This window comes from Frigoribacterium sp. PhB107, from assembly GCF_003751515.1.
Lineage (GTDB): Bacteria > Actinomycetota > Actinomycetes > Actinomycetales > Microbacteriaceae > Frigoribacterium.
This window is the reverse complement of record NZ_RJKU01000001.1, coordinates 1,627,124-1,640,024: the sequence shown is the minus strand read 5'-3', so window position 1 is coordinate 1,640,024 and position 12,901 is coordinate 1,627,124. Positions and strand designations below refer to the sequence as shown.

Genomic DNA, 12,901 nt, shown 5'->3' with positions numbered 1-12,901 from the left:
ATGAGCACCACGAACAGCAACGAGCCGCAGCAGGGCGGGGTCACCGACGAGACGGCCGAGTTCGGCGACCGCTCGCAGGTCCCCGTCGCGGGCAGCACCGAGAACCACGGCGACGTGGAGCAGCCCGTCGCTCCCGGCACCGACGACGAGCCCGACCACGTCACAGGTCGCGAGGCCACCGGCGACGTGCTCGACCGCACGGGATCGGTCGACGCCTCCGACGTCGACGACCTTCTCGGCCGCCGCGAGGACCGCGACGACGACCACGAGGGCCCGCGCGCGCCGTAGCTCGCGATCGATGTGACGCTTGTGAGGGGTCTGCTCGCCGCAGATGCCCTCGTCGCGTCACCTCGTTCGCCAGAGAGCCGGGCTGAGACGAGGAGGCGCCCTCGATTCGCGAGGACGCCGTCGGTCGTGTATTGTTTCCCCCGGCCATTCGGCCGAGAAAACGCGCCTGTAGCTCAACGGATAGAGCATCTGACTACGGATCAGAAGGTTGGGGGTTCGAGTCCCTCCAGGCGCACAGGACACAACGAAAGGCCCGGTCTGAGACCGGGCCTTTTGCCTTTTCTGGCCTAACTCGCCCTAAACTCGCCCTAAACGACTCGTCGTGACAATGCCTCGTTTTGTGGCCCAGTCGCGGCGAGCAAAGGTGCTCCTGGGGGGGACGCTTGAGACTAGAAGCGGTAGCTGTCAAGAACTTCCGGGGCTACACAGATGAGCAAGAGGTGCTCATCGGGGACCTTACGACCATCGTCGGCCGGAACGACGTGGGCAAGTCGACCATTCTCGAAGCCCTGGCGATCTTCTTCGGCAGTGAGGTCGTCAAAGCCGACGCGGGTGACGTGAACGTCGACTCTGACGCTCAGGCGTTCGAGGTGACCTGTACCTTCAGCGAGCTGCCGGAGAAGATCGTGCTCGATGCCCAAGCGGAGACGTCGCTCAAAGATGAGTTCTTGCTGACGCAAACAGGACGCCTTCGTGTCCGAAAGCGATGGACGTGCTCCGGCGCTAAGCCCAAGGAGGAGGTCTTCGTCGTATGCCATCACCCGGTGGACGACGACCTGAATGACCTACTTCTGCTCGGCAACGCAGCCTTGAAGACACGGCTGGGCAAACATCTGGAGCCAGCCGACGCTGCGGAAGTGAACAAAGCGAGCAACCCGGCGATGCGCAAAGCGCTCTGGGCCTCCGAAGCGGAACTGGTCCTCGAGGAAAGAGATGTTCCCGTAAGTAAGGAGGACTCCAAGCGCATCTGGGAAAGACTTGCGCCGCTGCTCCCTCACTTTGCGCTCTTCCAGTCGGATCGGTCGAGCCGCGACTCGGACAGCAAAGTTCAAGATCCGATGAAGCTTGCCATCACGGCTGCGCTGGCAGAGAACGACGTCCAGCAGGCCTTGGCCGGCGTCGTCTCGATCGTGAGGGAAAGAGCGACAGAGCTGGCGACGCGGACGCACGCGGCCCTCGAAGAACTAGATCCGGAACTCGCGGATGGTCTGGTCGCCTCGTTCAAGAACGATCCCCGGTGGTCGTCTCTTTTCGGCGTGACGCTCGAAGGTAGGAATGGAATTCCGATCAACAAGCGAGGCAGCGGTGTGCGCCGACTCGTTCTCGTGAGCTTCTTCAAGGCTGAGGCGCAGCGTCAGATCGAGGAAGGGTCGAAGAGGAGCGTGATCTACGCCATTGAAGAACCCGAGACGTCCCAGCACCCGCGCAATCAGAAGATCCTTCTCGAGTCATTCCAGGAGATGGCCCAAAGTGAGGGTTGTCAGGTACTACTGACCACCCACAGCCCAGGTTTGGCAGGCCACCTCCCGACGGAGAGCCTTCGCTTCGTGGCGAGAAACGACGACGGTGCTCCCCAAGTTCGACCGGCCAACGAGGACACGTGGGACCGAATCGCACAGGAACTCGGCGTTCTGCCCGACGACCGAGTTCGAGCCCTAGTTTGTGTCGAGGGGCCGAACGATGTTGCTGGGTTGAAGGCTCTAAGCGGTGCGCTCTGCGACGGCGGAGAGTCGCTCATCGACCTACGGACTGACAACCGCTTCGCGTTCGTGCTGCTCGGTGGTGGAACACTGCACCAGTGGGTGTCGGAGCGTTATCTCAAGGGCTTCGGGCGCCCTGAGTTCCATCTCTACGACAATGACGTGTCCAGTTACCAGAAGGCGGTCGACCAAGTAAATGGTCGGTCAGATGGTTCGTCAGCGCGTCTGACCACGCGCCGGGAATTGGAGAACTACCTGCATCCGGATGCGATCACATCTGCCCTTGGTGTGACCGTGAGTTTCGGGCCAACCGATGATGTGCCTGCGCTCGTTTCAGCGGCGATGAAGGCCGACCCCAACCTCAAACCAGTCAAGGCGCAAACTGCCAAGCGGTACCTCGCGGAACGGGTGTTTCCCACAATGACCCGCAGTTTGCTCATCGAGGCGGGTGGAGCGGACGAGGTGCGCGATTGGATGCAAGCCCTGCAACAGATGGCGAAATGAGCCCGACGCTCACGAACTGACGCACGGCCGTCAAATCACCTCGGCGCGGGGAGCAAAGGCGTCCAGAGTGGCTCGGACGTCGGCCTTGAGCTCGGCTCGTTCGACGTACGAGGCCTGGGTGATGACCGTGTTGGAGTGACCCAGGATGCTGCTGGCAGCCGCAAGCCCCTCGTGCTTGTCCACCGCCGTCGCGACTGTTTTGCGGAGGTCGTGGAGGACGAAGTGCTCGACCCCGGCATCGTCGAGAGCCTTCCTCAGCGCTCGATAGATGTTGCTTCGCGAGAGAGGCTTGCCCGACTTGGTGCAGAAGACGAGGTCACTGTTCGGGTTTCGAGGCGCTTCTGCGAGCCGGGTACGCAGCCACTCCGGCACGCGGACGGCGCGCATGCTCGACTTCGTCTTCGTGCGTGGCTGTCGGTGCAGGCCCGTTCCGTTGTTCTGGTCGTTCCTCACTTCGACGGTCGTTCCGAGCACTCGCAGTGTGGGCTCATCGCCCTCAAGGTCGAGGTCGGTCCAGCGCAGAGCCAGGGCCTCGCCGATTCGTAGTCCTCCGCCGCCCAGCATGGTGTCGATGATGAGGTCGACGGGCACGGTGGGGGTCGGGCCGCCGCGGCCGAGTTCGGGTCGCATGTAGCGAGCAACTGCATCTCGAATGCTCTCAAGCTCCGCGGCAGGAAGAGCAGTCGGGGTGCTCGTCTTGGGCTTGACGGAGTCTGTGGCCCGGGCCGGGTTGAACGGAACGAACTGCTTCTTGTGCGCGTAGCCGAAGACGTTCATGAGCATGCTGCGGAGAGAGCGGGCCTGTGAAATCTGCCCACGTTCGACGAACTCCTGGAGGAAGTCGTCGAGCTGCACGATGCCGATGTCACGGATGTCTTCGTCACCAAAAGCTGGTTCCAGGTGAAGCCGCAGCAGGTCTCCGTAACGAACCCGGCTCGAGACGGCCAAGCCCTCACCCTGTGACGCCTTTAGCCAGCGGTGGGCCACATACGAGAAGGAGCGGCGGTCACGTGCGCGCTTGGCGTCCTCGGCCGCTCGACTCTCTTCCTCAGCTTGTTCGATGGACTGCTTCGCACGCGCCTCATTGGCCGCTTTGCGCTCTTCGAACTTGTCTTTCAGTGCCCTCTTGGCATCGGAGGGCGAGGTGCCCTGTGCGGAGACGCGTGTCGTCACGGTCAGGGAGTCTCGTATCGTCGCGGTCGCTGTCCACTTGTTCTTCGCCAGCTCCTTCGTTCGGATGTGGCCGTAATGGCCGACTCCGAGAGCCTTCCTGCCCATCAGCGCGTTCCCGAGTTGGTGGCGATGCAGGCGTCGACATCGGAGCGCCGGTAAAGAACACGGCGTCCTACCGTGAAGCCGACTGGGCCGTATCCAGGCTTGCCCTCGAGTCCCTTTAGGCGCCAAGACCGGACCGTCGAGAGGGTGACGTGGAATTCACGGGCGAGGTCGGCTGCGGTGAGCAGGGTCGTTGGCCGGGGGGCTTCGAGGATGGCGGACATGGCTTCGTTCCTGGTCAGGTTCTGCCGGCAGGCGCCGGCTCGCCAGCACCATGCGCGGCAGCTCACGACTCCTAAAGATGCGGAGTTGCGAAGGCTCTCTGGGGCCGTCTCAGTGGAAACGCAGCCCATGGACACGGTTCGCAGAAGTCATTCCTTCATGCCATCCGTCCGAGTCCGCACGGCGAGGTTTTCACCGGTATGTCAATTCTGGAGGCGCTGATCGTTATGCATTTAGGTAGAGGCGTCGTCCGGTCGACCGGGGTGCGAGCGATCGACGTCCTAGCAGCGACCGAGTTCCAGGCGCATTCGATGCAGCGGGGGACGACCGCTGACGCGTTCTCGCTCGACGGCTGCACGATGGCTGGGATCGATCAGTTGACCAGAGACCGGACCATCGCCGAACGGGACCCGGCTCCCTAGCTCCGCGGGATGTGCCCCTTGCTCTCGTCCACCCAGGTACCGCGGGGTGGCAGCCTCCCGCTAACGTCATGACTCTCGAGCATCTGACGGCAACTGGATGCTCCGTCAGCCTTGCCCGAAGCGGTTGCCTCTGGGTGGGTGCCACCCCGATCTGAGGCCTGGCACCGCTACGGCTCAGCCGCGCAGGCTGGTGTGACGGCGTCGGGCGCGTTGTCTCGAGTAGGAACGCGGTTCGTGGGCAGTCTGGTCAGCGCAAGTGACGGCCCAAGCAAGGTGCTGAGAACGACGGCGTCCTATCGAACGGCGTTGAAGATGAGCTCGTTGCACCTGCCTTCGCACGCGATGGAGGCGCTCAACCACTCCGGTCCGTATCTCTTGGCGGTGTCACGCGGAAGTAGTTTCGCTGGGATGACGGGAGTTACAAAGCCCAACCAGGAATGTAAACTTCGTGATACAAGCGCCCATGCACCTGACTATTAACTATGAGGCCGAATGACCACCCACAGTCCTGCCGAGGCCCAGCGGTCGGCGACCGCAGCCCGCGTCGTTTGGGAGACCGCGGACAAGTTCCTCCGCGGTGTCGTCGAGGAGACCGAGTACGGCGACTACATCCTGCCCTTCACGGTGCTCCGACGCCTCGAGTGCCTGCTCGTGCCGACGAAGGCCGAGCTCGTTCCGTTCATCGAAGACCTCATCGCAAGAGACACCCCGGCGCACTTCATCGACTCGCTCGTCAAGCGAAGGTTCGGCCTATCGTTCTACAACACGTCGCCGCTGAGCCTGGCGACGATTGCCTCGATCGACGACAACGTCTCGAAGTCAGTCACCGATTACGTTGAGGGGTTCTCGCATACGATCGCTGACATATGGACCTCCTTCGAGTTCCCGCGCCTCGTTAAGAAACTCGACGAGGCGAACACGCTCCACCAGGTCGTGCGCCACTTTGCAACACTTGACCTCTCGGCGGCATCGATGCCGAACACGGCGATGGGCGACCTCTTCGAGGACGTTATGTACCGTGCCTTCGACAAAAAGGGCAAGGCCGCGGGGGCCTTTTACACCCCGCGTGACGCCATCAAGCTGATGGTCGACGTTCTTTTCGCCTCCGATGAGGACTCGCTGGCTGGCCGCAACACGACCCGCTCGATTTACGACCCGACTGCAGGCTCGGGCGGCATGCTGCTCGTTGCGAAAGACCATCTCGCCGAGCTCAACCCTGACATCGAGGTCGGCCTCTTCGGTCAGGAGCTTATGGACGGCGCCTTTGCGCTCGGCAAGGCGGACCTCCTTATCCAAGGCGGACTGCCCGACGCCATCCGCCAAGGAGACACGCTCCTCAAGGATGAGTACGAGGGTCAGCAGTTCGATTACGTACTCTCCAATCCACCGTTTGGAATGGACTGGTCGAAGCAGGAGAAGAAGGTTAAGGCAGAGGCGCTCGCCATGGGCTCACGCTTTTCCCACGGTCTTCCGTCTAAGTCCGACGGGCAGATGCTCTTCCTCGCTCACTGCGCCTCAAAGCTCGCACCGGCGGGCAAGGCCGGCCATGGTGGGCGCGCTGCTGTCGTATCTAACGCATCGCCGCTGTTCAACTCGGACAAGGGTCCGAACGCGATCCGCCAGTGGCTGTTCGACGACGACCTCGTCGACGCGATCATCGCGCTGCCGACGCAGATGTTCTACGGCACAGCCATCGCCACGTACGTGTGGATCCTTGACACGAACAAAGAAGAGGAACGCAAGGGCAAAATCCAGCTCATCGACGCCTCGGCTCAGTGGGAAGGTATGCACAAGCCCTTGGGTGACAAGCGTCGCGGGATGAGCGAAAAGAACCGTCAAGCCGCTCTTGACGCGTACAAGGCTTTCGAGGACGCGGACCCTGCGATCTCGCGCATCATGACGCCCAAAGACTTTATGTTCCGAGACGTGCCTGTGTTCAAGCAGGCGCGCCTGGCGACTGTCGTCACCGACGAGGCTCTCGCGACTATCGCCAAACACGGGGCGTACGTGGGGGGTCATGAGGCGGTCATCCGCGGCCTCGACGGCTCGGCTTGGAATGGCTTGGCTGGAGCATTCATGCAGCGCTGCAAGGTCGCAGGTCTCAAGGCTCCGCTTGGCCTCGTCGACGCAGTCACGAAAGCTCTCGGTGTGCAGGACGAAAGTGCCGAGTTGGCTCTGGGCCGCAACAATGACCCGGTACTGCTTGACGGGTGGAAGATCACCGAGCGCGTGCCGATGAGCGAGGACCTTGACGAGCACATGACACGCGAAGTGCTGCCATTCGTCGAGGGCGCGACATGGGACGAGTTAAAGGCCAAGGAGGGCAATGAAATCCCGTTCACGCGCATTTTCTACGTCCCCGAGCAGCCGCGGGGGCTAGCAGAGATCGACGCCGACGTCGGCCGTCTTATGGCCGAGCTCTCGAAGCTGTTTAACGCGGTGCACCGCGATGCATGAGGCTGCTCCCTTCTGGTCGCTCGCGACGCTCGTCTCTGATAGCGCTGAGTCTGGAGATTTCCAAGTCGCACTTGAAGATATGGTCTCTCAAACCGGGCGGCTGGCTGACGGAGACTTGTCGACCTACGGGGCGAAAGGAACTCCGTTCGCCGAGGGGGATGTGCTCTTCGGCAAGCTCCGCCCATACCTGGCTAAGTACTGGCGTGCCGATCGCGCAGGTACTGCTGGCGGCGACATCCATGTGTATCGCCCTGCCTCCGATGTCGATCCGCGGTTCCTGAGTTACATCGTCGGGAGCCGTGACTTCGTGCGCTTTGCCACCGCGGCTTCCAAGGGCGTCAAGATGCCGCGCGTCGAGTGGATGAGCCTTCGGGGGCTTGCAGTCCACAAGCCCGACCTCGCGGCGCAGCGCCGCATAGCCGACTACCTCGACCGTGAAACCCGCGAGATCGACGCAATGATCGCGAAGATGGACGAGCTAACAAAGCAACTCGAAAGCCGGCGTAAAACAGTCGTAGTCTCTGCCACCCATCAGGCGGCACTCGCCCTTGAAGGCGTGGAAGGAGCTACGGCACCGCTACCCAGCGGTTGGCGTCTGCTGCCCCTCAAGTTTGCCGTTCAGGACGCTCAGACGGGTGTGTGGGGCGACGAGCCCAATGGTGGCGTGGACGACGTGCGATGCGCCCGAGTGGCGGACTTTGATCGCAACGAAATCAAGGTCACCGAAGTGCCTACAATCCGTCGCGTGCCCGAGAAGGACCGGGTGAAGTGTTCGCTTGAGCGCGGAGACATCCTCGTCGAGAAGTCGGGGGGCACTGACCGTAGCCCGGTTGGGACCATTGTCGCCTACGAGGGGGAAACGCCCGCGGTGTACGCGAACTTCATTCTTCGAGTGCGTCTCACAAACGAGCATGACGCGCGTTTCTGGCTCTACGCGTTGCACGGTAGCTACGTCGGCGGCCGCACGTGGAACTACGTGCGCCAAACCACCGGAATCCAAAACCTCGACGTCAAGGGCTTTATGTCGATGGTGCACGCCGTGCCATCGCTCGACGAGCAGAGGCGCATCGCAATTCAACTCGACGCCGTGACCTTGCGCATCGATACGATGCTCGCGAAAGTCGCTGAACTGAGGGCCCTCCTGGTGGAACGCCGGACGGCACTCATCACAGATGTCGTCACCGGAGACAAGGAAGCGCCATGAGCCACGCACAGACCCTTGAGCACGAGTTCGAGATGAACATTTGCCATGAGCTCGCGCAATGCGGCTGGCTCTTCGAGCACGATGGCATCACTTCGGCTAACGGCTGGGACGTCGCACGCGCAATGGTGCCCAGGGATGTGCTCGATTGGCTGCGGGCGCAGTACCCGGACGAGTACGAGAAGGCGGTGCCCTCGGACCTGCCCAATAGCTCTCTGATGCAGGCACAGGAAAAGCTTCTCGATCACCTAATCAAAGAGCTCGGCAAGGCGACGAAGATGGACCCTATTTCTGGGCACCCCGTCGGCGGTCTCCTTGGCGTGCTTCGCAGGGGCTTCAAGTACTCGCAGGTCGGTCGTTCGACGGCAGCGTTTGGACCGCTCATCGCTTTCCCTCCTGCCAACCAACTGCTCACTTCCGTCGTCGAGGAAGCAGCCGCAGTGAAGTTGCGCGTTCTGCGCCAAGTGCGTTTCGACACGACGACGACGGAGGAGATCGACGTGGTGCTAACCGCGAACGGCCTGCCGATCGTGACCATGGAACTGAAGACCGACAATACGCAGTCGGTGCAACATGCGATCACGCAGTACCGGAAGGACCGGGTCCCGAGCGCGACGCGCCCGCTGCTGCAGCCCGGGCGGGCTCTCGTCCACCTCGCCGTCTCGAACGACCTCGTCTATATGACGGGCAAGCTTGAGGGCGAGAAGACGACATTCCTGCCCTTCAATCAGGGGCACGGAGGTCATGAGGGCAACCCGCCCTCGGAGACAGGTTCCGCCACGAACTATCTGTGGCGCGACGTCCTGGCCCGCCCCATGTTCCTTCGCATCCTTAAGGACTTCGCGCTTTACGAGCCGAACCGTTCGCAGAAAAACGACGGGCGGCTCATCTTCCCAAGGTTCCATCAGCTCCGCGCCGTGGAGCGGATCGTCGGGAGCATCGAATCTGATGAGCCTCTGTCGCGATTTCTTGTGCAGCACTCGGCCGGTTCCGGAAAAACGAAGACGATCGCGTGGCTCGCCCATCGCCTCATCCGGCACATGGGTGCAGACGCCACCTCTACGTTCGACTCGGTCATCGTGGTCACCGACCGGATGGCGCTAGATCAGAACGTCAGGGACGATATCAAACTCGTCCAGTCGTCTGCCGGCCTCGTGGTCAATATTGGCGATGGGCCGGGCTCGAAGTCTTCGCAGGTGACGCAAGCGCTCCTCGAGGGCGGCCACATCATCACGTGCACCCTGCAAACCTTTCCTCACGTCATGAAGCTCATCGAGGACACGGACGCACTTCACGGCCGTCAGTGGGCTGTCATCGCCGACGAGGCCCACTCGTCGCAGTCCGGATCGTCCGCGAAGGCGCTCAAGGGTCTCCTCGTCGACGTCGAGCTCGACGAGGACGAGGGCATCAGTGCCGACGACCTGCTTGCGGCTACCGACTCGGCGATCGCGGCATCGGCCAACATCACGTTCGTTGCTCTCACCGCGACGCCCAAGGCAAAAACGCTGCGCTTGTTCGGTCGCCAGGTGTCCGGTGAGGAGCGCTGGGAGGCGTTCGATAACTACACGATGGCGCAGGCGATCGAGGAGGGCTTTATTTTTGACGTGCTCACGAACTACTCGACGTACGAGATGTTCTTGCGCGTCAGGAACACGCTCGATCTCGGCGGGGATGAGGACCCGCAGGTCGAGACGGGGCGGGCGGTCAAGGACATCGTGCGCTTCGCTCGCCTCCACCCGACCGCGATCGCGCAGAAAGTGCAGGTCGTAGTCGAACACTTCCGCCGGAATGTTGCTCACCTCCTCGACGGAGAGGCACGTGCGATGGTGGTCACGAGCGGCCGGAAGGACGCCGTGCGTTGGTCGGAGAAGATGAATGCGTACATCGGGAACATGGGCTACACCGAGCTCCGCACCCTCGTTGCGTTCTCAAGCACGATCAAGGACGACGCTGGGCAGGAGGTTACGGAGATCTCCTTGAATGGTCTCTCGGATGTGGCACAGGCGTTCCGAGAGGAGGACGATCACAAGGTCCTTATCGTCGCAAACAAGTTCCAGACTGGTTTCGATGAGCCGCGTCTCATGGCGATGTACGTCGACAAGGTCCTTAGCGGCATCACGACGGTGCAGACGCTCTCGCGTCTCAATCGCATCCACCCTGGCAAGAGTGCGCCGATGGTCGTGGACTTCACCAATGACCCAGCACAGATCCAGAATGACTTTGCGCGCTACTACACCGAGGCGAACATCGAGGGAGAGGTCGACGCGAACGCGCTCCAAACACTCGCCGAGCGCCTCGACGCGGTCGGTCTCTACACCGACTACCAGCTGCGCGCCGTGGCGGCGGCCTACGTCGAAAACCAAGGTGGCGAGGAGATTCGTAAGCAGCTCGGACAAATCACCATTCTGTGGAAGACGGAGCTGCAAAAGGCCAAGCTTACGAGCAACAAGGAGCGCTACGAAGAGCTCAAGCAGTTCCGTTCTGATGCAATCAGCTACCGCAACGCTTGGCAGTTCCTCTCACAGATCGTCGACTATGACGACGAGGATCTGCGGCTGCGCGCGGTGCTTATGTCGCTGCTAGCTCGCAACCTGCACTTGAAGCCCGAAATATACGATGATTCGTATATGGAGAATGTCGATCTCGCTGGTGTGCAGCTGCGCCCTGAAATGATCAACGCGAACTTCGCGCTCGACCCATCGGTCCAGAGTCTGGGTATCGAGATGCCCGGCTTTGACTCGGAACCGGGTAGTTCATCGGCAAAGCCAAAGGGCCCCCTCGATGTGGCTATCGCCCAGGTCAACGAATTGTTCAGCGCGAAGGGCGTTGAGGCAGCGCCCGGTTCGATCTCTGGCTTCATTACGGCTTACTGGGGCTACCTTGAACACGATGAAGAGGCAGCGGCGATGGCGAAAAACAACACGCTCGACCAACTTAAGGGATCGAAAAAGTTCTCTGATGCGAGCGATTACGCCATGTTCCAGGCGTTCTCTGACCACGACGAGATTCGTAAGGCGCTCAATGACCCGGCGATCCTCAAGCAGTTCGCGGCCATCAATGCCGAGATGATGAATGCCAAGTACCACCAGGCGGGGGAGTCGGTATGACACTGCTCTGCCCGACGTCGTGGTCGCGGACGCGTCCTTGGTTACAATTACACCGACAATGGCGGCTGCTAAGCGCCTCGTGGGTTGGGCCGCAGAAGCTATCCGGTGTGCTTTTCCGAGCTGCTACTGCACGGTTGATGCGTGGGCCGCGGCCACGTAGCGTGGAGACAAAGCATGGTTGATCAGACCCCGGGCTCGATGGGAGGGGTGGCACGCCGGATCCGTGCGGCACGCCTGTCCGGCGGGTGGTCGCAGGTCGATCTCGCCGACGCCGCTGGCGTCTCGCGGCCCTCAATAGCCCGTGTGGAGGCTGGTGGTGACGTCAACACTGCGACTCTTCGGGCCATATGTGAGGTTCTTGGGCTCGAGTTCATAGTCACTGAACATGTCGATGACTAGGGCTAATGCTTTTTGAGGCCGAGCTCACGCGCCAAGGCTTCGCGCGCTTGTGAAGAACGCACGAACCCGTCGCGACCAGGATCCGGATCTTTGCCGCTGAACCGATTCGGGCCCGTGCTTGGGAGATGATCGTTTAGTCATACCTGAGCCAAGGCAGAGTCGCGGTGTACTTTCCGCCCAGTACAGCTGAACGTCGCGTTGCGTCGCGCCGTGAGGTCGAGCGCGCCGGGTGTTGCGGCCGTCGCCGACGAGGCGGGGAAGAGTCACGCCGGCAGCCCCATGTAGGCAGCGTCACCCGGCACCTCTTTGAGGCGGGTTGTTGGCCGGGGGGGGTGAGGGCGGCGGACATGGCTTTGCTCCCGGCCGCGTTATGCCCGCAACTGGCGGCTCGCCGGCACCCTGCCCGGCAAACCCCGAGTCCTGTGCAAGCGCGGGTGCAAAGCCTCCTGGGGTGACTTCCTGCAGATTCGCGGCGCCGCGCATGGCGCAGGCATGCAGAAGTCATTCCTCCATGCCAGTGGTCCTGGCTCTCGTGGCGAGGTCCTCACCGGAACGTCCGACCAGATCGTCGAGGCGCTCATCGACCTGCACTTCGGTGAAGGCGTCGACCGGCCGACCGCGATGCGAGCGATTGCCGTCGTGGCTGCGACCGAGTTCCAGGCGGAGTCGATGCACAGGGCTTCGACCGCCGGCACCTTTTCGCTTGACGGGTGCACGATGGCGGAAATCGATCGACTGACTAGAGACCGAACCATCACTGACCGGGACTCGGCTCCCTGGCTCCGCCGCGATGTCCCGCTCGTTCTCGTCCACCCCGGTACCGCAGGATGGCAGCCGCCGCGGGGCAATGTGATGACTCTCGAGCATCAGACGGCTTCTGGCCTGTTGTTAGGTCTCGCCCGTAGCGGCTACCTCCGGGTGGGCGCCATCTCGATCTGAGTTCTGGCACCCACCCGGGGTCAGCTGCGCGTGCTGGCCTGGCGGCGCCGGGCCGCGCGCTCCGCTCGTGCAGCCTCCTCGCGGTCCTCGCGTCGGTCTGCCCGGATCCGGTTGATGCTCGTGGTTCCGAGCTCGAGTCCGTTGCTGCGGAGGGTGAGCTGCAGGTCAGCGGACGTGAGGTCGTCGTCGTCGAGAAGTCGGGCGAGGTTCTGGCGCGACACCGGGTCCAGGGTCCTGACGAACTCCTGGAACTTGCCGGCGTGGCGGGGGCGACGGATGGGCTTTTCGAACATGACGTTCTCTTCCTACGTGTTGCGCCCTCGAGTGGGCACGGATGAGTCTCTTGCGGAGACGAGGGACTTCTTCTCCCTCACCCATCAAATGGGT

General features: G+C 62.2%; 9 protein-coding genes and 1 tRNA gene. 8 read left to right on the top strand and 2 right to left on the bottom strand.

The features are described 5' to 3' along the window. The 3 genes from EDF18_RS07515 (at position 1) to EDF18_RS07505 (ending at position 2,492) form a co-directional block, all read left to right on the top strand. Positions 1–288 carry a hypothetical protein gene (locus EDF18_RS07515; protein ID WP_123547062.1) on the top strand — a complete coding sequence of 96 codons (288 nt, stop codon included), beginning with the start codon at positions 1–3 and terminating at the stop codon, positions 286–288. Positions 289–450: 162 nt separating this feature from the next. Beyond that, positions 451–523 (top strand) — tRNA-Arg (locus EDF18_RS07510). Between the two features lie 103 nt (positions 524–626). Then, entirely contained in the window at positions 627–2,492 is a 1,866-nt protein-coding gene (locus tag EDF18_RS07505; protein ID WP_369878202.1) for an ATP-binding protein, read from the top strand. 30 nt (positions 2,493–2,522) lie between these two features. On the opposite strand, the gene EDF18_RS07500 is transcribed toward EDF18_RS07505, so the two are convergent. After that, positions 2,523–3,665: a site-specific integrase gene (locus EDF18_RS07500; RefSeq protein WP_158614646.1), complete on the bottom strand. Its 1,143-nt coding sequence runs from the start codon at positions 3,663–3,665 to the stop codon at positions 2,523–2,525. Between the two features lie 1,238 nt (positions 3,666–4,903). Here EDF18_RS07500 and EDF18_RS07485 point away from each other — a divergent pair. The 5 genes from EDF18_RS07485 (at position 4,904) to EDF18_RS07465 (ending at position 12,514) form a co-directional block, all read left to right on the top strand. Then, a complete protein-coding gene (locus EDF18_RS07485) occupies positions 4,904–6,868 on the top strand; it encodes a class I SAM-dependent DNA methyltransferase (RefSeq protein WP_123547057.1) in 1,965 nt (654 codons plus the stop codon). Further along, complete coding sequence (locus EDF18_RS07480; protein WP_148050062.1) at positions 6,861–8,072, top strand: hypothetical protein; 1,212 nt, start codon at positions 6,861–6,863, stop codon at positions 8,070–8,072. The genes EDF18_RS07485 and EDF18_RS07480 overlap by 8 nt, the downstream gene beginning before the upstream one ends. Beyond that, positions 8,069–11,176: a type I restriction endonuclease subunit R gene (locus EDF18_RS07475; protein WP_123547055.1), complete on the top strand. Its 3,108-nt coding sequence runs from the start codon at positions 8,069–8,071 to the stop codon at positions 11,174–11,176. Before EDF18_RS07480 ends, EDF18_RS07475 begins: the two co-directional genes overlap by 4 nt. Before the next feature lie 174 nt (positions 11,177–11,350). Beyond that, complete coding sequence (locus tag EDF18_RS07470; protein WP_123547054.1) at positions 11,351–11,575, top strand: helix-turn-helix transcriptional regulator; 225 nt, start codon at positions 11,351–11,353, stop codon at positions 11,573–11,575. A 492-nt stretch (positions 11,576–12,067) separates the two neighbouring features. Then, on the top strand, positions 12,068–12,514 hold the full coding sequence (locus EDF18_RS07465) for a hypothetical protein (RefSeq protein WP_123547053.1): 447 nt from the start codon (positions 12,068–12,070) through the stop codon (positions 12,512–12,514). A gap of 20 nt (positions 12,515–12,534) precedes the next feature. Here the strand turns inward: EDF18_RS07465 and EDF18_RS07460 are convergent, their stop codons facing one another. Further along, entirely contained in the window at positions 12,535–12,807 is a 273-nt protein-coding gene (locus tag EDF18_RS07460; RefSeq protein ID WP_123547052.1) for a hypothetical protein, read from the bottom strand. Positions 12,808–12,901 lie beyond the last annotated feature (94 nt).